The sequence below is a fragment of the Bradyrhizobium sp. CSA207 genome, from assembly GCF_029051685.1.
Lineage (GTDB): Bacteria > Pseudomonadota > Alphaproteobacteria > Rhizobiales > Xanthobacteraceae > Bradyrhizobium.
Genome location: NZ_JAACFT010000037.1, coordinates 50,245 through 72,396 on the forward strand (window position 1 = coordinate 50,245; position 22,152 = coordinate 72,396).

Annotated in this window: 20 protein-coding genes; 9 read left to right on the forward strand and 11 right to left on the reverse strand. The window is 65.2% G+C overall.

Annotated elements, in window-relative coordinates; all coding sequences use genetic code 11:
* The first annotated feature begins 10 nt into the window (after positions 1–10).
* Together GWG65_RS32580 and GWG65_RS32585 are read left to right on the forward strand one after the other, a co-directional pair.
* The gene (locus GWG65_RS32580; RefSeq protein WP_275199596.1) at positions 11–931 is read left to right on the forward strand and encodes a YgcG family protein; all 921 of its coding nucleotides are present in this window, start codon (positions 11–13) and stop codon (positions 929–931) included.
* Position 932: 1 nt separating this feature from the next.
* Positions 933–1,430 (forward strand): TPM domain-containing protein, encoded by a 498-nt coding sequence (locus tag GWG65_RS32585; protein ID WP_275199597.1) that lies wholly within the window; start codon positions 933–935, stop codon positions 1,428–1,430.
* Positions 1,431–1,538: 108 nt separating this feature from the next.
* On the opposite strand, the gene GWG65_RS32590 is transcribed toward GWG65_RS32585, so the two are convergent.
* Both GWG65_RS32590 and GWG65_RS32595 read right to left on the reverse strand, forming a co-directional pair.
* Positions 1,539–2,351 (reverse strand): MBL fold metallo-hydrolase, encoded by an 813-nt coding sequence (locus GWG65_RS32590; RefSeq protein ID WP_275199598.1) that lies wholly within the window; start codon positions 2,349–2,351, stop codon positions 1,539–1,541.
* Positions 2,348–2,719: a Crp/Fnr family transcriptional regulator gene (locus GWG65_RS32595; RefSeq protein ID WP_275199599.1), complete on the reverse strand. Its 372-nt coding sequence runs from the start codon at positions 2,717–2,719 to the stop codon at positions 2,348–2,350. The genes GWG65_RS32590 and GWG65_RS32595 overlap by 4 nt, the downstream gene beginning before the upstream one ends.
* A 283-nt stretch (positions 2,720–3,002) precedes the next feature.
* Here GWG65_RS32595 and GWG65_RS32600 point away from each other — a divergent pair, with 283 nt between their 5' ends.
* The 3 genes from GWG65_RS32600 to GWG65_RS32610 all read left to right on the forward strand — a co-directional run bounded on the left by GWG65_RS32600 (position 3,003) and on the right by GWG65_RS32610 (position 5,820).
* Positions 3,003–4,001: a hypothetical protein gene (locus tag GWG65_RS32600; RefSeq protein ID WP_275199623.1), complete on the forward strand. Its 999-nt coding sequence runs from the start codon at positions 3,003–3,005 to the stop codon at positions 3,999–4,001.
* A 93-nt stretch (positions 4,002–4,094) separates the two neighbouring features.
* Positions 4,095–5,639, forward strand: a complete 1,545-nt coding sequence (locus GWG65_RS32605; RefSeq protein ID WP_275199600.1) for a hypothetical protein — start codon at positions 4,095–4,097, stop codon at positions 5,637–5,639.
* 16 nt (positions 5,640–5,655) lie between these two features.
* Positions 5,656–5,820 carry a hypothetical protein gene (locus tag GWG65_RS32610; RefSeq protein ID WP_275199601.1) on the forward strand — a complete coding sequence of 55 codons (165 nt, stop codon included), beginning with the start codon at positions 5,656–5,658 and terminating at the stop codon, positions 5,818–5,820.
* 264 nt (positions 5,821–6,084) lie between these two features.
* Here the strand turns inward: GWG65_RS32610 and GWG65_RS32615 are convergent, their stop codons facing one another.
* A complete protein-coding gene (locus tag GWG65_RS32615; protein ID WP_275199602.1) occupies positions 6,085–7,290 on the reverse strand; it encodes a CoA transferase in 1,206 nt (401 codons plus the stop codon).
* Positions 7,291–7,400: 110 nt separating this feature from the next.
* A complete protein-coding gene (gene putA, locus GWG65_RS32620; protein ID WP_275199603.1) occupies positions 7,401–10,400 on the reverse strand; it encodes a bifunctional proline dehydrogenase/L-glutamate gamma-semialdehyde dehydrogenase PutA in 3,000 nt (999 codons plus the stop codon).
* A gap of 89 nt (positions 10,401–10,489) precedes the next feature.
* Here putA and GWG65_RS32625 point away from each other — a divergent pair, with 89 nt between their 5' ends.
* Positions 10,490–10,978, forward strand: a complete 489-nt coding sequence (locus tag GWG65_RS32625) for an Lrp/AsnC ligand binding domain-containing protein (RefSeq protein ID WP_275199604.1) — start codon at positions 10,490–10,492, stop codon at positions 10,976–10,978.
* Positions 10,979–11,150: 172 nt separating this feature from the next.
* On the opposite strand, the gene GWG65_RS32630 is transcribed toward GWG65_RS32625, so the two are convergent.
* From GWG65_RS32630 to GWG65_RS32645, 4 genes are all read right to left on the reverse strand, one after another.
* Positions 11,151–11,351 carry a cold-shock protein gene (locus tag GWG65_RS32630; RefSeq protein ID WP_247388831.1) on the reverse strand — a complete coding sequence of 67 codons (201 nt, stop codon included), beginning with the start codon at positions 11,349–11,351 and terminating at the stop codon, positions 11,151–11,153.
* 206 nt (positions 11,352–11,557) lie between these two features.
* Positions 11,558–11,875 (reverse strand): cytochrome c, encoded by a 318-nt coding sequence (locus tag GWG65_RS32635; RefSeq protein ID WP_275199605.1) that lies wholly within the window; start codon positions 11,873–11,875, stop codon positions 11,558–11,560.
* An 11-nt stretch (positions 11,876–11,886) separates the two neighbouring features.
* Complete coding sequence (locus GWG65_RS32640; protein WP_275199606.1) at positions 11,887–13,086, reverse strand: molybdopterin-dependent oxidoreductase; 1,200 nt, start codon at positions 13,084–13,086, stop codon at positions 11,887–11,889.
* 332 nt (positions 13,087–13,418) lie between these two features.
* Complete coding sequence (locus GWG65_RS32645) at positions 13,419–15,155, reverse strand: adenylate/guanylate cyclase domain-containing protein (protein ID WP_275199607.1); 1,737 nt, start codon at positions 15,153–15,155, stop codon at positions 13,419–13,421.
* 412 nt (positions 15,156–15,567) lie between these two features.
* Between GWG65_RS32645 and GWG65_RS32650 the strand changes: the two genes are divergently transcribed.
* Positions 15,568–17,163 (forward strand): glycosyltransferase family 39 protein, encoded by a 1,596-nt coding sequence (locus GWG65_RS32650; protein WP_275199624.1) that lies wholly within the window; start codon positions 15,568–15,570, stop codon positions 17,161–17,163.
* A gap of 203 nt (positions 17,164–17,366) precedes the next feature.
* Here the strand turns inward: GWG65_RS32650 and GWG65_RS32655 are convergent, their stop codons facing one another.
* Positions 17,367–18,395 (reverse strand): TIGR01620 family protein, encoded by a 1,029-nt coding sequence (locus tag GWG65_RS32655; RefSeq protein WP_275199608.1) that lies wholly within the window; start codon positions 18,393–18,395, stop codon positions 17,367–17,369.
* A complete protein-coding gene (locus tag GWG65_RS32660; protein ID WP_275199609.1) occupies positions 18,392–19,861 on the reverse strand; it encodes a YcjX family protein in 1,470 nt (489 codons plus the stop codon). Before GWG65_RS32660 ends, GWG65_RS32655 begins: the two co-directional genes overlap by 4 nt.
* Positions 19,862–20,041: 180 nt before the next feature.
* Between GWG65_RS32660 and GWG65_RS32665 the strand changes: the two genes are divergently transcribed.
* Positions 20,042–20,737 carry a hemolysin III family protein gene (locus tag GWG65_RS32665; protein WP_275199610.1) on the forward strand — a complete coding sequence of 232 codons (696 nt, stop codon included), beginning with the start codon at positions 20,042–20,044 and terminating at the stop codon, positions 20,735–20,737.
* A 28-nt stretch (positions 20,738–20,765) separates the two neighbouring features.
* Positions 20,766–21,560 (forward strand): SDR family oxidoreductase, encoded by a 795-nt coding sequence (locus GWG65_RS32670; RefSeq protein WP_275199611.1) that lies wholly within the window; start codon positions 20,766–20,768, stop codon positions 21,558–21,560.
* A gap of 119 nt (positions 21,561–21,679) precedes the next feature.
* On the opposite strand, the gene GWG65_RS32675 is transcribed toward GWG65_RS32670, so the two are convergent.
* Complete coding sequence (locus tag GWG65_RS32675) at positions 21,680–22,141, reverse strand: MarR family transcriptional regulator (protein WP_275199612.1); 462 nt, start codon at positions 22,139–22,141, stop codon at positions 21,680–21,682.
* Positions 22,142–22,152 lie beyond the last annotated feature (11 nt).

Consider the following 22,152-nt stretch of genomic DNA (forward strand, 5'->3'; position numbering starts at 1 on the left):
AAGCCGGGCGATGACAGTGAGGTTGTGGCGGGCTTGTTCGCTCTTCTCCTCGCGTGTCGTCCTCATCCTTGCGCTCTTTCTCGCTCTTGCCTTCCCTGCCTTAGCCGACGTCGCAGTGCCGCAGCTCACCGGGCGCGTGGTCGACCAGACCGGCACGCTGTCGAGCGGCGATATCGCAGCGCTGTCGCAAAAGCTGCGTGATTTCGAGACGCGGAAGGGCAGCCAGATCGCCGTTCTGATCATACCGACGACGCAGCCGGAGACGATCGAGCAATTCTCGATCCGCGTCGCCGAGGCCTGGAAGATCGGACGCAAGAAGGTCGACGACGGCGCGATCCTGGTGGTTGCCAAGAACGATCGGCATCTGCGCATCGAAGTCGGCTACGGCCTCGAAGGCGCGCTGACCGACGTGACCTCGCGGCGGATCATCGACGAGGTCATCACGCCAAAGTTCAGAACGGGCGACTTCGCCGGCGGCATCGCCGATGGCGCCGATCGCATGATCCGCGTCATCAACGGTGAACCGTTGCCGGTTCCCTCGCCCAGCGTGAACTTCGGCAATCTGGACGACCTCGGGCCGCTCTTCATCGTAACGCTGTTCGCCTCGCTGGGGGTGGGCGGGTTCTTTCGCGCCGCACTGGGCCGGTTGCTCGGATCATTGGTGACCGGAGGCATCATCGCAGCGCTGAGCTGGCTTATTCTCGGCTCTTTGGCACTCGCGCTCGCCCTCGGAGCTCTCGGCTTTGTCATCGGATTTATCGCCGATCTGTTTTCGGCGATGGCGCCAGGCACGACGTCGTCGCGCCGCGGCTCATGGTCGAGCGGCTCCTCGTCCGGTGGCTGGAGCAGCGGATCGTCGTCCAGCGACAGTGGCAGCTTCAGCGGTGGCGGTGGCAGCTTTGGCGGCGGCGGCGCCTCGGGGAGTTGGTAGGATGAGCATCAAGCGCATTGCCAAACATCTCGTGCAGCACCATTGGCGGGCGAAGCAGATCTTCCCGCAGAGCGTGCTCGACCGCATCGAGCAGGCGATCAGCCAGAATGAGACGACGCATTCCGGCCAGGTCCGCTTCGTCGTCGAAGGCGCGCTTGACGGCCGCCCGCTGTTTCGCAATCAGCCGGCACGCGAGCGTGCGCTCGACGTGTTCTCGCAATTGCGGATCTGGGACACCGCGCACAACAACGGCGTCCTGATCTATCTCTTGCTCGCCGACCGCGACGTCGAGATCGTCGCCGACCGCGGCATCCATGCGAAGGTGGGCGCCGAGGGCTGGGAGTACATCTGCCGCGCGATGGAAGCCGAGTTCAGGTCGGGCCAGTTTGAGCGCGGCGTGGTCAGAGGCATCGAGGCGGTGTCGCGCGAGCTGGCCAAGCACTTTCCGCCAGCCGGACCACATCCGAACGAGCTGCCGGACAAGCCGGTCGTGATGTGAGCGCAAGTCAATCCACGTGCGTCATTACGAGCGCAGCCAAGCCACCCAGACTACCTCCGCCGAAAGAATCCTGGATTGCTTCGTCGCTTCGCTCCTCGCAATGACGAATCAGTCATCCAGCTTGTTCAGATCCCGCACTGACTGCATGATCGGCTCGAAGTTCGAGCGCGCGTCGAGCGCGTCGAATAATTGGGCGGTGTCATCCAGCAGACCGTGCGATCTTGCAATCGCAATACGCACATCGTCTTGCGGTGTATCCGACAGGCGCCCGTGCCCGGACAACAAGATCTTCGCGTCCAGCCCCTTAAGACGCTCCAGCGACTGGATGTAGTCGGCGATGCTGCCCGAGCCGAACACGCCGCCCATCACGCCGCCGGGCATCAGGGTGTCGGCGGCGAACAAAAGGCCCTTGTCCTGATCGAACATCGTGATGCAGGCCGAGGTGTGGCCCGGCGTGTGCATCACGTTGAGGCGGAAATTGCCGAGGTCGATCAGATTGCCTTCCTCGAGCCAGATGTCGACGTTGATCGGCACGTTCGGCTCGTTGAACATCTTTCGCAACATCGAGAAGTCGTCGCGCAGCATGATCTTGTTGGCGGCGAGGCGATGGGCGGCGACGAAGGTGCGGCGCTCGTTGAAGTGCCAGGCGGCGCCGATGTGGTCGAGATGCTCGTGGCTCAGCACCACCATGTCGATCTTCTCCGCCGGGCAGCCGACGAAGTTCAAGCATTCGGCCATCGCCGGATAATTCGAGGACAACCCGACATCGATCAGGATGGTCCGCGCCGAGCCGCGCACCAGATAGGCGTTGGCGGCGCGGTTGGAGAAACGGATTTGATAGACGTCGTCCGTCGCCTGGATCAGCGAGCAGGTGTCGTTCTTCATCAGGACCGGAAAGGCCGTCGGCTTGCGATCGTTCATGACTCCGCCGCCCTGTAGGTGACCGCGTTGGAGGCGCGCAGGCGCTTCGAGAGTGCATCCATCACCATCAGCGCAAACGCCGGCTGCTGGCTGACGAGATAGACGAAGCGGGCGTGATTGATCCGCATCACCTTGGTGTTCGGCGCCGCCGCGATTGCAGTTGCCGAGCGTGCCGAACCATCGATCACGGCCATCTCGCCGAAGAACTCGCCCTTGCCCAGCCTGACGATGGTGGTCCTGGTCTTGCCGCTGACCTTGGCGATCTCGACCTCGCCGTCAAGGACGACGAACAGCTCCCGGCCCGTCGAGCCCTCTTCGAAGATAACGTCACCGACATCAAACGCGTTGATGCACTTCTCGATCGTCATTGTGCCTCCCCTTGGCCTTCTGGCTGGCGGGACGGACCAATGTTAGCCGGGGAACACGGATGGGCAAACAGCACGTTCGACCAAGGCTGGCGACCTGCCGCAGAGCAGCATCAACTGACAATTTGTTGCACGCTGCCACGCCGGTTCCACTTTCCGGGCCAAATTCGGCCCCGGATGATTTCCTAAAATTTTGGTAAGCGGGTCCCAAGGTAAGGATTTCGCAAGCAATGAAAGTTACCAAAAGGTCAATCTTGACTGGAGTATTTGAGCCGTGAGCGAACCAATGCCCGAGCAGGCTGCCCAGGACACCGCCGTCGCAGCCGCCGCACCCGCGCCGCAGGCCGTCGAGGCTGCCGCCAGCGTCGAGGCGCCCTCGATCGCGCCCGACCACGAGGCGCCGCCCAAACCGGACGCCCCCCAGATCGATTCGCCCAAGGTCGAACCGCCACAGATCGAGGCGTCGAAGATCGAGGTGCCGAAGTTCAGCGCCAAGCCCAAGGCCGAAGCCCAGATCAAGCCCGAGCCGAAGCCGGGCAAGCTCATCGTGATGGCGTCTTCCAACCGGTCCTGGGACCGCGAGGAGTTCGCCCCACATGTGAAGGCAGACGAGGCGCGCGAGACTGGCGGCACCCGCCGCCTGTCGGCAATGGCTGCGGTCGTGGCGATCGCGGCCAGCGTCGGCGCAATCAGCGGCGCGCTTGCGACCGCCGGCATGATGCACTTCGCAAGCACCCCGGCGCCGGCTCAGGTCGCCGACACCAGCGCCCTGGAAGCTTCGGTCGCCCGGATCGATGCCGATGTGGTTGCGCTCAAAGCGAACGTCGAGCACACCTCGAAGACCGGCCTCAGCCAGTTCAATCGGGCCAACGATCGTCTCGACAAGCTCGAGAAGGCGCAGGCCGAGCCGATGGCCAAGATCGCAAAGCTGTCCGAGACCGTCGACAAGCTCCGCGCCGCGCCGCCTGCGGCGCCCGCGCAGACCGCAGCCGCAGCGCCCGCGAAGGAAACCACCGGCTCGATCGCGCCGACTCAGGTTGCTGCCGCCGCCGCGCCGGCTCCTGTGCCTGCCGCGCCCAAGGTTGAGGTCGGCCGGCTGCCCACGGTCGAAGGCTGGGTCTTGCGCAACGTCGCCAATGGCGGCGCGCTGATCGAGGGCCGGGGAGGTCTCTACGAGGTCTATGCCGGCGATCCCCTGCCGGGCGTCGGCCGCGTCGATGCGATCCGCCGCCAGGACGGCCGCTGGGTGGTCGTCACCAGCAAGGGCCTGATCGTCGCGCGCTGAGTCCTGGCATCCGAACTTTCAAAGGGGCGCTTCACCGCGATGTGAAGCGCCTTTTTGCTTGAATAGGCGTCGCTGTGCGGTGTTAGTTGAGGCATGAGCCGCGCGTTGCGAATTCTCGTTGCTGTCGTCGTTTTGTTGGGCGGCGCCGTATCGTCAATGGCTGCAGAGAACGCGGCGCTCGCACGCGGCACCGCGATCACCGATCCCGATCTTCTGCGCAAGCTCGAACAGCGCGACGTGCTCGCGATCTCGCGCCTGCTATGGCCGGAGCGGAACGCGGAGTTTCCGCTCACGACCGACCTGCTGTTCGCCTGGCAGCCGCAGCTTGCGCTAATTCCCCCCGCGATCGATGCGGAGTTCGAGCGCTATATCGCACGGCACAGGGCGATATCGCCGACCGAGACGATCGGCGCCGGTGAGGGCTTTGATGTCCAGCTGTTCGATCGAGCCGTCCTGAAATCCCGCCACACGCGCTTCGTGCTGGCCGGCATCGTCAATCGCATGGACCGCGCCTATGTCTCGGCAGAATCCTGCGGTGAGATCCGGCTGATCTATCGCCTGACCCGCTTCGACACCAAGTCGGACGACAGCAAAGCGACCCGCCTGCCGATGACGCTCAATCTGGTGCTGAAGGCCAGGGATGTTCGTCAGACCGATCGCAGCACCAAGCCGGTTACCTGCGCCGAGCTCGCGCGGCGCTGGCTCGACAATGACGACTGGCAGGGGCTGATCGGCAGTCGCTTCCCGCCTTCCGATGCCATGCTCGACCGTATCGAGACCAACATTCAGCTCTCGGTCGCGTCGAAATCGGCGCTGCACGATTTCCGCTCCGACTATCTCTTGAAGGTGTTCAAGTACAATGCTGCCACCAAGCAGTTCGAGGAAGGGGCGCTGGAGAACCAGATCGATCGCGACCGCATTCTCGCCGACGACGATCTCCGGCGCGACTTCAAGGCCTGGCTGCTTGCGCCCGACAACCTGCGCGATTTCGATCGCGGCACGGTGTTGATCCCGGAGAGGTATTTGGCCAAAGCCGCCATCGTGCCGACGCCGGCTGGCTTCGATGCGTCGGACTTGCAGCCGGAATTCGGCCTGATGCAGGGCGAGGGCAAGGACAAGGAAAGCGATCCCGTCTTCACCGACAATGATGTTGTCGGTGCGCTGAAGCGCGCGGCTGCTGGCGGCATCGCCCTGCAGAACATCCGCTCGGTCGCGGGCTTCCAGCGCCGGCTCAACGACGTCACGTGCTCGGGCTGCCACCAAACCCGCGGCATCGGCGGCTTTCATTTCCCGGGCGTCGACTGGCTGGCGGACAAGCCGTCGAATTCCACCATCGTGCCGGCCTCGCCGCATTTCTTCGGCGACTTGCTCCGCCGCCGCGACATCCTGACCGCGCTTGCCGCGGGAAAACGTCCTGATTTTTCACGCGGATTTGCCAGCCGTCCGCAGACCCGCGGCAGCAGCGAGCTGGCCGGCACCGAGTATCAGGACGGCTGGGGCGCGCATTGTTATTTGCAAGAGGCGGGATCGCGAGCGCCCGACAAGAGTTTTACGTCATGGAGCTGTGCTAAAGGTCTCACCTGTCAGGCTGCTTCGGCATCGAGCCGCATCGGCATGTGCTTCATCAAGACGCGTTAAACCGATTTGGATGACCATGACTGATACCAGCGACGCCAACGAAGAGCGCAATCGGAAGATCGCGCGCAATGAAGAAGCCAAACAGGTCACCGGCAGCATCCGCGTCAGCACCTGGGCCGTCGCGGTGGTCGTTATCGTCGGCGGGATCCTGTTCACGCTTGGCTGGCTGGCGGTGCGATAGTACGTGCCCTCTTGCGGCTTTGTCGATTGCCATACTGGGACGGTCCCCGGTCGTCATTGCGAGCGCAGCGAAGCAATCCAGGAGTGCGTCTGCGGAAACAGGCTGGATTGCTTCGCTGCGCTCGCAATGACGGTGTGGATGGACAACAGCGCTACACTCTCCGTCGTCGTCCCGGCCTCGTGCGCAATTGCGCACGGGGGCCGGGACCCATACCGCGGAATCTATCCACTGCGGGTTGGTGGAAGTACCAACGATGCGGCTAAACTACCCGACAGCCCCCGACGATCGCAGCTGCTTGATCGCGGCTTCGTCGTATCCAGCCTTGCGCAAAATCTCGTCACTGTGCTCGCCGACGCCGGGCGGTTTGCGCGGCTGCACCTTCTTGGCACCGTCGACCCAGATCGGGCTAGAGATGGTGAGCATGGTGTCGTTCTCGAACGGCACCAGCACCTCGTTGTCGAGCATCTGCTTGTCGTTCGGAATGTCGTCGAGAATACCGACGACGCCGAACACCAGCCCGTTGCCGTCGAGGATCTTTCGCCATTCGGCGAGATCCCTGGTCGCGAAGGTCTCGTCCAATACCTTGATCAGCTCCACCGAGCGGGCGTGGCGGTCGGCCTTGGTGGCGAAACGGGGATCATCGACCAAATCGCCGCGCCCGAGGCAGCGGGCGAGCGTCGGCCATTGCCGTTCCTCGCTCAGCAGCGACAGGATCAGCCAGCGGCCGTCCTTGCATTGATAATGGTTGGCCACCGCGTTGAGGGCGCGCTCGCGCGGCCGCCGCTCGCCGAACTTGGCGCCGCACAGCTTGGCCTGTGCCAGCACGCTCGCCGCCCACACGCCGTTCGCCATCAAATTGGAAGCGACATGCGAGCCCTTGCCGGTCTTCTCGCGCTGATAGAGCGCGGTGACGATCGCGCTGTACAACGCCATGGCGCAGGGGTGGTCGCCCATCCCGGCGACCGAGCGGGCCGGGATGGTATCGGTGTCGGCGCGGACGAGGTCCATCAGGCCTGAGCGCGCCCAATAGGCGTTGCTGTCGAAGCCGGGCTTGTTGGCCTCCTCACCCTTCTCGCCATAGCCGGTGAAGGAGGCGTAGATCAGCCGGTCGTTGAGATGGGCGAGGTGATCATAGGTGATGCCGAGCTTGATGCGCACCGGCGGTGGCATGTTGGTGATGAAGACGTCGGACTCCTCCACGAGCTTGTAGAGTACCGCCTGCGCTTCCGGCTTGGAGAGATCGAGCGCAAGGCTCTTCTTGTTGCGGGCCTCCAGCAGCCAGGCGAAATTGTGCTCGCCGGTCGGATAGCCCGGCAGGTTCGGCAGATTGCGATAGGGATCGCCAGCGCCGGGCGGCTCGATCTTGATGACGTCGGCGCCGAAGTCCGACAGCACGGTCGCGGCGGCGGGCGCTGCGATGAAGCTCGCGCAGTCCAGGACCTTGAGCCCTGCAAAAATGCCTTTTTCCATCGCGGCGTTGCTCCCTCGCTCTTGTTGTTTCCCGCGCGCTGGAATTAGCGCAGCTACATCATGAGAGCATTAGACCGATGTTGTGACGGGATGCAACGCTGCTCGCTGGCTCACTCCTCCCCGGCCAGCAACGCAGCGTTGCCGCCGGCCGCCGCGGTGTTGATCGTCACGGTCTGCTCGGTGGCGAAGCGCGCGAGGTAGTGCGGGCCGCCGGCCTTCGGGCCCGTTCCGGACAGGCCGTTGCCGCCGAACGGCTGTACGCCGACGACCGCGCCGATCATGTTGCGGTTGACGTAGACGTTGCCGACCTGGACACGTTCGACGATCGCCTCGACCGTGTCGTCGATGCGGGAGTGGACGCCGAGCGTGAGCCCATAGCCGGTGCGCTCGATTCCTTGCAGGACGCGCTCGAGCTTCTCGGCCGGATAGCGCACGATGTGCAGGATTGGGCCGAACACCTCCTCGGTGAGCTGGCCGGCATCCTTCAGCTCGAAGATATGCGGCGCGACGAAGCAGCCTTGCGGCGCCGCGCCGGCAAAGTGCAGCCGCGCCTCTTTCTTCATGCGGACGATATGGGCGTCCAGCCGCTGCTTGGCTTGGTCATCGATGACCGGGCCGACATGGGTTGCGACATCGGTGGGATCGCCGATCTTCAATTCACGCGCCGCGCCCGCGATCATTTCGATCATGCGGTCGGCGACGTCCTCCTGCACGAACAGCAGCCGCAATGCCGAGCAGCGCTGGCCGGCGGAGCGGAACGCCGACGTCACGACGTCGTCGGCGACCTGCTCGGGCAGCGCGGTGGCATCCGCGATCATGGCGTTGATGCCCCCGGTCTCGGCGATCAGCGGCACGATCGGTCCGTCCTTGGCGGCGAGCGCGCGGTTGATGCTGCGCGCGACCTCGGTCGAGCCGGTGAAGACGACGCCGGCAATGTCGGGATGCGCGGTCAGCACAGCGCCGACGCGGCCGTCGCCGGTGACCAGGTACAGCGCGCTGCCCGGGATGCCGGCCTCGTGCAGCAGGGCTACGGCCTCGCGCGCGATGCGCGGGGTCTGCTCGGCGGGTTTTGCCACCACGCTGTTGCCGGCCATCAGCGCCGCCGTGACCTGGCCGAGGAAGATCGCCAGCGGAAAATTCCAGGGCGAGATCGCCACGAATACGCCCCGGCCGCGCATCGCGAGTGTGTTGCTCTCTCCGGTCGGGCCCGGCATCGCCGCCTCGCTGCCGAACAGCCTTCGGCCGTGCGCGGCGTAGTAGCGGCAGAAGTCGGTGGCCTCGCGCAATTCTGACAGCGCATCGTCGAGCGTCTTGCCGCCCTCGCGCTGTAGCAGCGCGATGAAATGGGCGCCGCGGCTCTCCAGCAGATGCGCGGCCTGCTCCAGCGCCGCGGCGCGCGTGGCCGCCGGTGTCCGGCTCCAGGCGGCAAAGCCCGCGCGTGCTGCGCCCACCGCCGCGTTGGCCTGATCCGGCGTTGCGTCGGCAAGCGGCCTGAGATCGGGCGCCTCAAGCTTGATATCGGCCAGCAGCCGGTCGAGTGCGGCACGTTCGCCGAATTCCACGCCCCGTGAATTGCGCCGCTCCGGCGCGAAGAGGTCGCCGGGCAGGGGGAATTTGGCATGATGCGCCTGATCCGGCGTGGCGATGAGATCGGCCGGACGCTTCAGCAGCGCCGCGACCGGCACGCGGTAATCGGCGGCCTGCGCCACGAAGGAGGAGTTGGCGCCGTTCTCGAGCAGCCGCCGCACCAGATAGGCGAGCAGGTCGCGATGGCTGCCGACCGGCGCGTAGGTGCGGTAGGCGATGCCAAGGTGATCCTTGGCGAGCTGCTCATAGAGCGCTTCGCCCATGCCGTGCAGGCGCTGAAATTCGAAGCCGCCGCTGGTCCGGGCAAGCTCCAGCACGGTCGCAACCGTCAGCGCGTTGTGGGTGGCGAATTGCGGGAAGATGCGCGGCCGCAATGCCAGGAGTTTTTGCGCGCAGGCGACGTAGTTCAGATCGGTCATCGCCTTGCGCGTGAACACCGGATAGCCGTCGAGCCCGCGCTCCTGCGCGCGCTTGATCTCGGTGTCCCAATACGCGCCCTTGACCAGCCGCACCATCAGCTTGCGGTCATGGCCGCGCGCCAATGCGTCGACATAATCGATCACTGCGCTGGTGCGCTTCTGATAGGCCTGGATCGCCAGCCCAAATCCGTCCCAGCCCTTGAGCGAGGCATCGGCGAGCGTCGCCGCGATCACGTCGAGCGACAGCTCCAGCCGGTCGGCCTCCTCGGCATCGACGGTGAAGTTGAGATCATGGGCCTTGGCGCGCCTCGCCAGATCGAGCAGTTGCGGCACCAGCTCGCGCATCACACGGGCGTGGCTGATCGCCTCGAAGCGCGGATGCAGCGCCGAGAGCTTGACGGAGATGCCGGGACGGTCGGGCAGGGGATGAGCTCCTGCCGCCTTGCCGATGGTTTCGATCGCGCTGGCATAGGCGTCATAGTAGCGCTTGGCGTCCGCGGCCGTGCGCGCGCCTTCGCCGAGCATGTCGAAGGAATAGCGCGGCTTCTGGCCGGAGCGCGGCCGGGCCCGCTCCAGCGCCTGTTCGATGGTTTCGCCGAGCACGAAATGATTGCCCATCAGACGCATCGCCTGACGCGTGGCGGTGCGCACCGCCGGTGCGCCTAGCCGCTTGACCAGCCGGCCGATGGTGCCGTCGGGCGTCTCGCCGGGCTGGATCACCCGCGCCGACAGGCCGAGCGCCCACGCGGAGGCGTTGACCAGGAAGGCGGTGGACTTGGTCTCGTGGTGGATGAAGTCGCCTTCGCCGAGCTTGTCCTCGATGAACTGGTCGGCAGTGTGCGTGTCCGGCACGCGCAGCAGCGCCTCGGCCAGCACCATCAGCGCCAGCCCTTCCTTGGTCGAGAGCGCGAACTCCCGCAGCATGTCCTCGACTCCGCCAAGCCGGTCGTCGCGTTTGCGGATGGCCTCGATCAGCCGCGTTGCGTTGCGATCGACCCGTGCTTCCTGCGGCGGGCTGAGATGTGCCGCTGGCAAGAGGCGTGCGGCGATCTCGGCATCATCGGATGCGTAGGGGGCAGTGAAGGGGGGCGGGATGTTCGGCATGGCGTGTCCTGTGGCTCAGAATCCAGGGGTAATGCCCTTGTTGCCGTGGCTCGATAGACAAATTAGCTGCTTTGCCTTACAAAATGAAGATGGACAAAAAGAATTCCGCAAAGAGTACGGGGCTTGATCGGATCGACCGGAGAATCCTCTCGATTTTGCAGGAGGATGGGCGAATCGCCAATGTCGAGCTCGCCGAGCGCATCGGCCTGTCGCCGACCTCGATCGGCGAGCGGCTAAAGCGCTTGCAGCGCGAGGGCTTCGTCGAGGGCTATGGCGCAAGGCTCAATCCGCACCGGCTCGGGCTCGGGCTTCTGGTGTTCGTCGAGGTGCTGCTCGACAAGACCACGCCGGACAATTTCGAACGCTTCGCGCGCGCGGTGAAACTCGCGCCCGAGGTGCTGGAGTGTCACATGGTTGCCGGCGGTTTCGATTATCTTGTGAAGGCGCGGCTGGCCGACATGGCGGCGTATCGGCGATTCCTCGGCGAGACCTTGCTGTCGATGCCGGGCGTGCGCGAGACGCGCACCTACGCCGTGATGGAGGAGATCAAGCGCGACGCACCGTTGCCGGTGGGTTAGCGAAGTGCCGTCGCGATTGTCATTGCTGTGGCGTTGAAGATGCGGTCTTCGCGGGGAAAATAGCTATCCGTGTGCAATCGCAACGCCTGTCGTCGAATGCACTGGCCGTCTTCTGAAATTTTTTTGCCCCTGCTCCCGGACATGATCCGGGAGGCGGCAAATGCCGTTGGGCTTATATTTTGAGGTTCTCTGCCGACGTCTTGCCCCGGTTTGCGATCTCTTCATATTCCACCGTCTGTCCTTCGTTCAGTGACGACAGACCGGCTTTCTGCACTGCCGAGATATGCACGAACACATCCTTGCCTCCCGACGCAGGCTGGATAAATCCATAACCCTTCGTCGGGTTGAACCACTTGACCGTACCTTTAGCCATCACGACTTCTCCGCGGGTCTTCCTCCGAGATCACGAACCGCCAGTCCCCGCCAACCGGCCGGTTCGGTCCTAACAGGATACGCGGAATGTGGCAGGCTTGGTAGCTCAAACCACGCCAGCATTCCGCGGAAAACAGCTCAACTTCGCGGCGTTTTTACCGGTTTTGCCCGTTTCGCGGTCAATCACCACGAACGCGCGGCGACCTGTCAATAAGTCGCGGCGAGATAGTCGACGATCTTCCCGATATCGGCATCGTCGATCGGCGCGCCGTAGACCTTGATCATCTTGGTCACCTCGGCCTGCCAGAACTCCCTCCTGTTCTTCATCGGCGGTTGCGTGCTGATGTAGTCGGCCGAATGGCATGCGCCGCAGTTGCCCTGCACCACCTCAAGATTAGGGCCGGGCTTGAAGGCGGCGACCTCGTCCGGAAGTTGGTAGTTCACGGGCGCCGCGGTCACGGAGCCGAAGCCGGCGGCGAGCGCCATGAAGAGGACGATGGCGAGAAGAAGAGCGGTCCGTTGCATGATCATCCTCCTCAGGCCACCGTCACGCGGACGGTCTCGACGACATTGCGCAAATAACCCGCCGGGTTCCAGCGCGGCTGGTCCGGCTGCGTCTCGCCGGAATTGCTGGTGGCGCGCACCTTCAGCTCATAGGCACCGGTGGTGAGCTTCACCGGCAGCTGCCACTCGCGGAACGAGTATTTGCCGAGATCCTTGCCGAGCTTTGCGTTGGTCCAGGTCTTGCCGCCGTCGATGGACACCGCAACCTCCTTGATGCCCTTGCCGCCGTCGAACGCGATGCCGCGCAGGGTGATGCCGCCCTTCTTCAGCTTCGCGCCGTCCGGGACGCTGGTGATGAAGGAGCGGATGGTGAAGCGGTTGATCGGGATGGTCGCCTTCGGCGCCGTGCCGGGCTCGACCGCATTGTTCGGCGTGTCCGGAATGCGATAGGCCGACTTCATCCAGAAGCCGTCATACACGCTGTCGATGACAGTGATCTCATTGAGGTGCTTGACCCAATAGGTGCCGTAATAGCCCGGCACGATCAGGCGCAGCGGGAAGCCGTTGAGGAACGGCAGGTCCTCGCCGTTCATGCCGTAAGCCAGCATGACCTCGCCGTCGGTGGCGTGCTCGAGGTCGAGCGCCTTGATGAAGTCGGGTGTCTTGTCGCTGGCCGGGCCGTCCATGCCGTTGAACGTGACCTGCTTGGCGCCGGCCTGCACACCTGCCATGGCGAGCACGGTCTTCAGCGGCACGCCGCGCCAGCGCGCATTGCCCATCGCGCCGTTGGCGAGCTGGCCGCCGGCGACGCGCGGCTCGAAGAAGCCGCGGCTGTTGCCGGAGCACTGGTTGACGGCGACGATCTCCGTCGCCTTCATCTTCCTGATGTCCCTCAGCGACAGCTTGAGCGGCTTGTCGACCCTGCCCTTGACCTCCAGCGTGAACTTGTCTGGATCGAGATTGTAGGGCAGGTCCGACAGGTGATAGCGCACGAAGAACGCGTTATTCGCGGTGATCGGTCCGTCGTTGAACACCGCAAACGGCGTCTCGAGCTGCGGCGGCCGGCTGGTCAGGCCGATCATCGGCCGCTTCTGCGGATATTTCACCAGCGGCCGTTCGCCGTTGACGAAGGGCAGTGTGACGGTGTCCGTTGCCAGCGCCTTGGTTGAGTTCAGTGTGGCCGCAATAGCAGCAAGCCCCGCTCCTTTGAGCAGGTCGCGTCTATCTAACATTTGGTCCCCTCCCGGAGCATTTCGTTGGCCAGCGGTCATCACCGCAAACCCGGGCTCATCTGTCGCATCGAAGACGGTGAAGTCAATTCGTGCTTTCGCAGCAGGCCCATGCCGCTGCGTTGCAGCAACGCGGTGTTACGCCGCGATGACTCTAGTGGGGTGGATCAATGGTGCCGCAGACTCGCTGCACCTCGCCCGCTTGCGGGAGAGGTCGCGCCGAAGGCGCGGGTGAGGGCTTTCTCCTCTTGGGGCAGTCCCGTTGCGGAGACACCCTCTCCCCAACCCTCTCCCGCGAGCGGGCGAGGGAGCGCACCGCCTGCGTGGCTCGCGCCTCAAGCCGCGACGCGCGCGCTGCCGTCGACGAGCGTCGAGAGCTCCCTGGCATCCGCAACGACGCGGACGACCATCGGCTCGTCGCGGCCGCGGATCGCGACCTCCTGCTGCGGCAAGACGTCGTCATGAAGGCCGGAGGTGCGTCGGACCTCGTCGGAGACGATCGCCTCGCAGCCGAGCGTCTTGGTCATGTCCTGGAGACGCGCGGCCACGTTGACGGCGTCGCCCAGCGCAGTGAAGACGATGTGATCGCGATAGCCGATGTCGCCGATGATGACCTCGCCGCCGTGGATGCCGATGCCGAAGCGGATCGGCTGGCGCAAATCGTGACTCAGCAATTGATTGAGCTCGTCGATATGCAGGGCGATGCCGGCGGCGGCCTTCAGCGCCTGCCGGCAGGCGGTCTGCGGATCGGCGGAAAGGCCGAACAGCGCCAGCATGCCGTCGCCGACGAACTGGTTCGGCTGACCGCCATTCTCGATCACGGCCTGTGACACCGCGCCGAGGAAACGATTGACGATGAAGACGGTGTCGAACGGCAACCGCTTCTCGGCGAGCTGCGTCGAGCCGCGCATGTCCACGAACAGGCTGACGAGATAGCGCTCCTGGCCGATCCGCGCCGGTGTCGAGGCGGGCGCGTTCGCCGACAGCGCCTGCGGCGTGAAGAGCTGGAAGAAGGAAAGGTCGGAGGTCGGCCGTAACTGGCAGGCAAGGCGAATCGAGGGGTCGTTGGTGCCGACCCGGGTGAGCACGAAAGCCTCGCGCAGCGACGGCTCGGGCAGGGCGGCATGGTCGCCGATGATGCGGATGCGGCAGGTCGAGCAGCGGGCGCGGCCGCCGCAGACGCTGGCATGCGGCACGCTGTGGCGCAGGCTCGCTTCCAGCACGGAGAGCCCCTTCGGCACCCGCACTGTCTTGCCGTTGCCGTAGGACAGCGCGATCATGCCGCCGCGCCGCTCGCGATAGGCCCGCACGCCGCGCGCCGCCAGCGCCAGTCCGAGCAGGCCGAGATAGCCGATGGTAAGCCCGCCGGTGATGCGCTCCAACGTGTCGGCCTCTGCGACTGTGCCGACCTGGCGTCGCGTCAGATTGTGCGTGCGCCATTCGCCATCGTCGGCATCGGCCGCGACGCTGCGTCCTCCCTGATAGATGCCGAGCAGCGCCAGTGTCGGAATCAGCACGGCCGCCGCGAGCAGATAAGGTGCGGCGCGCGTGAAGAACGGTTTCAGGCGAAGCCAGAAATAGATTCCGATGCAACCGTGAACCCAGGCGATGACGAGCAGGATCGTCATCTGCCAGAGCCGGCCGGGCGATGCGACGAAGAACAGATAGAGCTCCTGCGGATAGAGCTTTTCGTGGTCATAAAGCGTCTGGCCGAGCCGCACGCCGATCACATGCGCCATCACGAGGGCGGGGATGCTCAGCCCCAGCACCAGCTGAAGCGGCTCGATCGTCTTCCAGCGGAACTGCCGGCGTTGATACAGCGCGTACACGCCGAGCCCCATATGGATCAGCGCGGCGCCATAGAACACGATCGTGACCGGTAGGAACTGCCAGAACGCGGTGTGGTAGTAGACCCCGGCCTCCATGGCATCGACCGACACATTGCCGAGCGCATGGTTGAGGAAATGGCTGACCACGTAGGCGAACAGGATGACGCCGCAGACCAGCCGCACCTGCCGTGCGCTGGTGCCGCGAAAAAGTTCGGACAATCGTGAAGAAGCTGTGGCGGCCATGATCTGGTTGTATCAGTTCATGAAGGAGAACAGCCAGCGGAGAGTTAAATTCCCGCGGCGGCCGGCCGGCTCGATCACATGCGCGGCAAGTGGAGGCATACACCTCTGTCGGAATGCGCTGTCACCCCCACGCACTCCACCGTCGTCCCGGACAAGCGCGCCCCCAAGCGCGCGCCGATCCGGGACCCATAGCCCCAGGGAGCGGTTGTGATACCGGCTGATAACTCCGAGTCTTCGCCAAACTCCTCCCTGCGATTATGGGTCCCGGATCTGCGCTCCGCTATGGACCAGCGCTCTGCGCCGCCCGGCGCTCCGCTTGTCCGGGACGACTCGTGGAGAGCGCGCCCCCACATTGACTCCCCCTGCCAAGTCGGGGAAAAGCGCGGCCGTGACGACAGCTCCCGACATCTCAATGCATCCCGACGGCACCGCGCGCCGTCCCCTCGTCATGGCCGCACTGATCATCGCGGCGATGACGGTGCTGCGCATCGTCTATGCGTCCGCGCTCGAGCTGCGCACCGACGAGGCCTATTATTGGACCTGGTCGAAGGAGGCTGCGCTGAGCTTCCTCGATCATCCCCCGATGATCGCCTGGTTCATCCGCTTCGGCACGGCCATCTTCGGCGACACCACGCTCGGCGTCCGCTTCGGCGGCATTCTTGCGATGTTGGTGACACAGCTTCTGCTCGCCGACATCGTCCGGTGCATCACCCGTGACGTGCGTGCGGTCGTGCTCGCGGTGTTGATGCCGGAGGCCGCGCTCTATTACGGCCTGCTGATGGCCAAGGTCGCGCCCGATGTCGCCATGATTCCGTTCGCGGTCGCGATGATGTGGTCGCTGGTGCGGCTCGCGCAAGGCGGCGACGGCCGCTGGTGGCTCGCGGCGGGGCTGTTCGCCGGCCTGTCGCTGCTGTCGAAATTCACCGCGATCATGTTCGCACCCGCCGTCGCCGTCTTCCTGCTGGTGCCGGACTGGCGATGGCGCTGGCTGCGCAGTCCCTATCCTTATCTCGCAATTGTGGTCGCCATCGTCGTGTTCTCGCCGGTGCTGATCTGGAACGCACAGCATGATTGGGCCTCGTTCCGCTTCCAGGGCGTGCGCGCCACCGCCAATTACGGCGTTTCGCTCCGCACCATCGGCGACTATATCGGCCTGCAATTCGGCCTCGTCGGCTTCGTGATGCTGCCGGTGGTGCTGTTGGCGCTGGTCATGACAGCGTGGCGCGGCTATCGCACCCGCGAGCCGGTCGCGATCCTGCTGTCGACCGCGGTGCTGGTGCCGTTCCTCTATTTCTTCGGCAAATCGCTGACGCTCAGGGTCGGCGACACCTGGCCGATGTTCATGTGGCCGGTCGGCTTCGCCGCCGCCGCCATCAACCTCGCGATGATGCCGCGCGAAAACTGGTCGGTGAAGATGATCCGGTTCAGCGTCTTCTGGGCCAATACCGCGGTCGTCTCAGGGCTCGCTTTCGTCGTCCTCGTGTTCCTCTATTACGTCGCCGCCCCCTGGAATTTCCTCGGCAAGATCGATCCGGTCGGCGCCGAGGCCGGATATGAACAGGTCGCGGCGCGCGCACAGGCTGCGCTCGACGAGACCGGCGCGACCTGGATCGCGACCACGGACTACCGCACCTATGCCATGATGCGCTGGCTGTTCAGGGGCCGCGTGCCGGTGATCGAGATCAACGAACGCGGCCGCTTCCAGGAGTTTGGCGATCCTGGCATGGACCGCATCAAGGGGCACGCCGGCCTCTATGTCGGCCGTGAGCCGGATACTCGTTCACCGCTGTGGGACACGATCGCCGCGAAGCGCGAGCAGCTTGGTCAAGTCGAGCGCCGCTGGCGCGGCGTTCTCACGGATACCTATGTGCTGGACAAGCTCACCGGATGGACCCCGGAGCTGTCGCCGCCAAAGGACTCGCCGCTGTTCCAGTGGCGCGTGTTGGCCTTCTTCTCCCTCTCCCCGCCTGCGGCAGGGCTATCGCATATGGGCTTTGGGCCGGCCTGAGCGCGCGCCTCGTCCTTCGAGACGACCGCTCCGCGGTCTCCTCAGGATGAGGCTAAATGGCATCGGCGTCCGTTGAACCGGCTACCGCGGACTCCATCCTCATCCTGAGGGCCCGCCCCTAGGCGGGCGTCTCGAAGGATGGGCCACAACAAGATCAGCCCATATGCGATCACCTTGCCGCAAGCGGGGAGAGGCGAGCGACGCTACTCGTCCACGTCCTTCTTCCTTAGCAGATCCGTCGCCAGATCCGACAGCTTTGGCGCCGGCAGCGCTGCGAACGGCAGCGGCCTTGTGACGTCGATTGCGGCCAGGCCGAGCCGCGCCGTCAACAGTCCGTTGAGCATGCCTTCGCCGAGGCGCTGCGAGAGCTTTGCCGCAATCCCATGACCGAGCATCTGCTGCACCAGGCTGTCGCTCGCGGCCATGCCGCCGGTGATGGCGAGATGGGCGATGACGTGGCGGAGCAGGCGGATCATGCCGAGCGCGCCGGGGCGGCCGCCATAGAGCCGGGCGAGCTGGCGGATCAGGCGCAGCGAGGCGACGAACACGAACAGCACGTCGATCAGCGCGCGGGGCGAAACCGCGGTCACGATCGAGACCCGCTGCGCCGCAACCGACACCAGCCGCCGGGCCTCGGTATCGAGCGGTGCCATCAATTCGCGCTCGGCGAGCCGGACCATATCGGCGCCGTCGATGATCTCGCCGGCGTGGCTTTCCAGCGCCGCGCGGGCGCGCGCGAGCTGCGGGTTCTGGTGCGCGATCGTGAGCAAATCCTGCACGATGGCGCGGCTCTCCTTGCGATCGTCGCTGGCGAGCACCGCAGCTGCACGCTGATGCAGTTTTTCGATCGTTGCAAGCCGCGCCAGCCCGAACGCCTCGCGCCCGATCACCACCGCGAGCGCAAGCGCGGTGGCGAATGCAAGAGCCAGCCCGACGAAGCCGAGGCTTTCGCTGCGCGCAAACAGGTCCTCGATCAGACGAACGACGCCGAGTCCGACCCCGAGCAGCGTCAGCCCGGCAACGCCGGACCAGAACAGCGTGCCCCAGGGAAAGCCGCGCCGCGCCGGGAGCGCAGCCTCGATCGGCACCGGCAGCGCCAGTGGATCGTGCTCCGGCGTGATCTGGATGGTGCCGCGGCCGAGCCGGGCGGTCTCATCGGCCTCGGTGACGACGACGCCGGGATCGTCCAGCCGGAACGTCGCCGGCCGCCGCGGCGGGGATCGGTCGTTCATGACAGCTTGTCTCCGATCAGGAACTGCAAGGCACGGTCGAGGCGGATGTGAGGCAGCGCCGGCTCGTCCGTGCCATCGCGCTCGAGTATTGGCGGACGGAAGCGCAGGAAGCGGAAATTGCTCTTCTCGGCGGCGGCCGTCGACAGCCCGCGAAACGCATCCGAGCCGTTGAACAGCGCCTGCGGATCGAGCGGCAGATCGCCCGGAAAGGTTGCCACCTCCGTATTGCCGTCAAAGAACTCGCCGCCGGCGCTCTCGCCCGCGGCCGGTGTCCCCAGGATCGACGGCAATTTATCGCGGCCATGTGCGACCTGCGCCTCGCGCGTCGCGCGCACGGCGGCGAGGGCCACCACGTCGATCTCTGCGCCGGTGTTTTCGGCGTGCGTCACGGCGCGGGCGACCGCGTGGCGCAACACGGCCTCGAGACGGTCGTGGCTGGAATGGTGCAGATGGTCCGCCTTGGTCGCAGCGAACAGGATGCGGTCGATGCGGGGCCGGAACAGGTTGGACAGAAAGGTGCTGCGGCCGATGCGGAAGCAGTCGAGAATACCGGCGAGGGCTGCTTCGAGATCGTGCAGCGCCTCCGGACCCGAGTTGAATGCGGCGAGCGCATCGGCCAGCACGATCTGGCGATCGAGCCGCGCGAAATGATCGCGGAAGAACGGCCGCACCACGACGTCCTTATAGGCCTCATAGCGGCGCACCATCATCGCCCACAGCGATCCCTCCGGCGCCTGGCCGTCCAGGGGCACGTCGAGCGGCGCGAAGGTCAGCGCCGGCGTGTCGGCGAGATTGCCGGGCATCAGGAAGCGGCCGGGCGGCAGCAGGCTCATGGCAAAACGCTCGTCGCGGCAGGCGCGCAAGTAGCCGGTGAAGAGCTTTGCCGCCGTGAGCGTCGCCTGCTCGTCCTCGCGCGTCTCGGGCTTCAAGGTCGCAAGATGCGTGTGCCAGTCTGCGGCAAGATGCGCGCGCGGGGCCTCGCGCGACAGCGCCAGGCTCTCCGCCGACCACTGCTCATAACTCTTTTGCAGCAGCGGCAGGTCGAGCAGCCATTCGCCGGGATAGTCGACGATGTCGAGCGTCAGGGTGCGGTCCGCGCCGTTGTGGCGCTGATAGTCGATGACGAGCCGCAGCTCGCTGATATCGACGGTCGAATTCGGCCAGCGCCGCTCCTCGATCAGCGCGCGCAGATGGTTCTCGTAGGCGAAGCGCGGCACGGCATCGTCAGGCTGCGGCGCCAGATGCGCGCGCGCGATCCGGCCCGAGCCATAGGCCTCGAACACCGGAAACCGGCCGCCGCGCGTCAGCCCATGGATCAGCGCGGTGATGAACACGGTTTTGCCGGCCCGGGACAGGCCGGTGACGCCAAGCCGCACGGTCGGGTTGAACAGATGCTCGCCATAGTCGATCAGCGCCCGGGCCGACAGGCGCGCCTCCTCGACCATATCCTGGAAACTGAATGCCATCTGAACGTGAGAGGTCTCGGGGCGGGCAAATAGGCAAAACGGACTAGTCACAAAAGTGGCAACTGCCTGGCGAAAATCAAGCTTCATACTTCCACCGTCTTCCTGGGTGAAGCAGCCTTTGAACGCCGCGTTAACGGCCAAAGACCAATATCGGACACCCATCGCCGCCCCCGGATCGCCATGCCTGTCTTCACGCTGAAACAGCTCGCCTCGACCTCCGTCCATGCCGCGGCCGATGCGTTCCGCTGGAACTACGATCGCGCCGAGATGATCGCCGACGCCATCATCCATGGCATCGGTGTGTTTTCCGGTATCATTGCCGCGACCGTTCTGGTGGTGCTCGCGGCCGTCTATGCCGACGCAGTCAACATCGTCGGCGTCTCGATCTATGTCGCCGGCCTGCTCTCGATGCTGGTGTTGTCGGCGACCTATAATCTCTGGCCGGTCTCGCCGGCCAAATGGCTGCTGCGGCGCTTCGACCATTCCGCGATCTATCTCCTGATCGCCGCCACCTACACGCCGTTCATCCTGGAGCTGAAGGACAGCGTGTTCGCGCTGGCGCTGCTCGTCGGTGTCTGGTGCGTCGCGATCCTGGGCATCGTGCTCAAGCTTCGCTATCCAGGCCGGTTCGACCGCGTCGCGGTCGGCATCTACCTCGCCATGGGCTGGAGCGGCATGATGCTCTACGACGCTGTGGTGAAAGCGCTGCCTGCGGTGGTGCTGGGCTTCGTGGTCGCGGGCGGCGTGCTCTACTCCTTTGGCGTGATCTTCCACGCCTGGCGGCGCCTGCGCTTTCAGAATGCGATCTGGCACGGCTTTGTCTTGGCCGGGGCGGCGTGCCATTATACCGCGGTGCTCGACCTCGTGTTGAGCTGAGAACAAGCGGACCAAGAGGAGACGTCGCATGCAGGTGACCGGCAAGGTCGTGGTTGTCACCGGCGGCGCCAATGGCATCGGCAAGGCGCTGTGCGAGGCTTTTCATGAAGCCGGCGCGGCCAAGGTCGTGGTCGCGGACATGGAGGCCGCCGGCGCCAGGGCGGTCGCTGCCATGGTTGACGGCGCCGCGTTCAAATGCGACGTCGCGCAGGAAAAGGACATTTCTCACGTCATCGAGGAGACCGAGCGGCAGTTCGGACCGATCGACCTGTTCTGCTCCAATGCCGGTATCGGCGGCGGCTTCGATCCGATGTCGGAAAATGCCGGCGGCTCCTCGGACGAGCCGTGGCAGCGCAGCTGGGCGATCCACGTCATGGCCCATGTCTATGCGGCGCGGCATCTCATTCCACGAATGAAGGCGCGGGGCGGCGGCTATTTCCTCAACACGATCTCGGCGGCCGGGCTGTTGTCGCAGGTCGGCAGCCCCGCTTATTCCACCACCAAGCACGCCGCGGTCGGCTTTGCCGAAAATCTCGCGATCTCGCACAAGGCGCACAACATCCGGGTCTCGATCCTCTGCCCGCAGGGGGTGGACACCAACATGCTGCGCTCGATCCCCAAGGGCCCGCAATCCGGCGACGGCGATCTGACGCCCGAGCAGGTGGCAAAAGACGTGCTCGCCGGCCTCGATCAGGAGACGTTCTTGATCCTGCCGCATCCGCAGGTGCTCGGCTACATGCGCAAGAAGACCGAAAACTACGACCGCTGGATCGGCGGCATGGCCAAGATCCAGGCCAGGATGCGGGACGAGTTCGGGAAATAGGGAGGTGCGCGCCGCACCCTCGATATCGTAGCCCGGATGGAGCGAAGCGCAATCCGGGGCCTTGCGTGCAGCGGAGAGACTTTCCCGGATTGCGCTCCGCTCCATCCGGGCTACGGACCTCACGCCGCCGATTGCACTTCGTTCTCCGCCCGGCTCTGCAGCAGCGCCCGTGCATAGAGCATCATTCCCTCGCGCACGGTGCGCTGCTCGGCTTCCGTTAACGCCGCCAGCGCGCCGCTCACCTGCTGCCGTCCGAATCCATGCAGCGCCTCCAACGTGCGTCGTCCCTTCGCCGTCAGCGACAGGCGTTTGCTGCGCGCATCCTCCGCATCCGGCGTCTCCCGCAGCTCGCCGCAGTCGATCAGCTTGCGCACCATGCGGCTGACGCTGGATTTTTCCAGCCGCAGGAAATCACCGAGCTCGCCTGATGTCATCGGACCGCGGATGCCGATCTCCAGGATCGTGTGCACCGCCGAGGGCGGGTAGTCGGTCGCGGCCACCGTCGCGTCCATGAAGCCGAGCTCGCGCACCATCAGGCGCGAGGCGGCGCGGATGTCGTCGATCAGCGCGAGTGCGGCCATTTCTTGACTTC

Bases quoted from the DNA above. Each gene is read 5' to 3' on its own strand.
- GWG65_RS32580 (WP_275199596.1), top strand. From the start codon at position 11: ATGACAGTGAGGTTGTGGCGGGCTTGTTCGCTCTTCTCCTCGCGTGTC.
- GWG65_RS32585 (WP_275199597.1), top strand. From the start codon at position 933: ATGAGCATCAAGCGCATTGCCAAACATCTCGTGCAGCACCATTGGCGG.
- GWG65_RS32590 (WP_275199598.1), bottom strand. From the start codon at position 2,351: ATGAACGATCGCAAGCCGACGGCCTTTCCGGTCCTGATGAAGAACGAC.
- GWG65_RS32595 (WP_275199599.1), bottom strand. From the start codon at position 2,719: ATGACGATCGAGAAGTGCATCAACGCGTTTGATGTCGGTGACGTTATC.
- GWG65_RS32600 (WP_275199623.1), top strand. From the start codon at position 3,003: ATGCCCGAGCAGGCTGCCCAGGACACCGCCGTCGCAGCCGCCGCACCC.
- GWG65_RS32605 (WP_275199600.1), top strand. From the start codon at position 4,095: ATGAGCCGCGCGTTGCGAATTCTCGTTGCTGTCGTCGTTTTGTTGGGC.
- GWG65_RS32610 (WP_275199601.1), top strand. From the start codon at position 5,656: ATGACTGATACCAGCGACGCCAACGAAGAGCGCAATCGGAAGATCGCG.
- GWG65_RS32615 (WP_275199602.1), bottom strand. From the start codon at position 7,290: ATGGAAAAAGGCATTTTTGCAGGGCTCAAGGTCCTGGACTGCGCGAGC.
- putA (WP_275199603.1), bottom strand. From the start codon at position 10,400: ATGCCGAACATCCCGCCCCCCTTCACTGCCCCCTACGCATCCGATGAT.
- GWG65_RS32625 (WP_275199604.1), top strand. From the start codon at position 10,490: ATGGACAAAAAGAATTCCGCAAAGAGTACGGGGCTTGATCGGATCGAC.
- GWG65_RS32630 (WP_247388831.1), bottom strand. From the start codon at position 11,351: ATGGCTAAAGGTACGGTCAAGTGGTTCAACCCGACGAAGGGTTATGGA.
- GWG65_RS32635 (WP_275199605.1), bottom strand. From the start codon at position 11,875: ATGCAACGGACCGCTCTTCTTCTCGCCATCGTCCTCTTCATGGCGCTC.
- GWG65_RS32640 (WP_275199606.1), bottom strand. From the start codon at position 13,086: ATGTTAGATAGACGCGACCTGCTCAAAGGAGCGGGGCTTGCTGCTATT.
- GWG65_RS32645 (WP_275199607.1), bottom strand. From the start codon at position 15,155: ATGGCCGCCACAGCTTCTTCACGATTGTCCGAACTTTTTCGCGGCACC.
- GWG65_RS32650 (WP_275199624.1), top strand. From the start codon at position 15,568: ATGCATCCCGACGGCACCGCGCGCCGTCCCCTCGTCATGGCCGCACTG.
- GWG65_RS32655 (WP_275199608.1), bottom strand. From the start codon at position 18,395: ATGAACGACCGATCCCCGCCGCGGCGGCCGGCGACGTTCCGGCTGGAC.
- GWG65_RS32660 (WP_275199609.1), bottom strand. From the start codon at position 19,861: ATGGCATTCAGTTTCCAGGATATGGTCGAGGAGGCGCGCCTGTCGGCC.
- GWG65_RS32665 (WP_275199610.1), top strand. From the start codon at position 20,042: ATGCCTGTCTTCACGCTGAAACAGCTCGCCTCGACCTCCGTCCATGCC.
- GWG65_RS32670 (WP_275199611.1), top strand. From the start codon at position 20,766: ATGCAGGTGACCGGCAAGGTCGTGGTTGTCACCGGCGGCGCCAATGGC.
- GWG65_RS32675 (WP_275199612.1), bottom strand. From the start codon at position 22,141: ATGGCCGCACTCGCGCTGATCGACGACATCCGCGCCGCCTCGCGCCTG.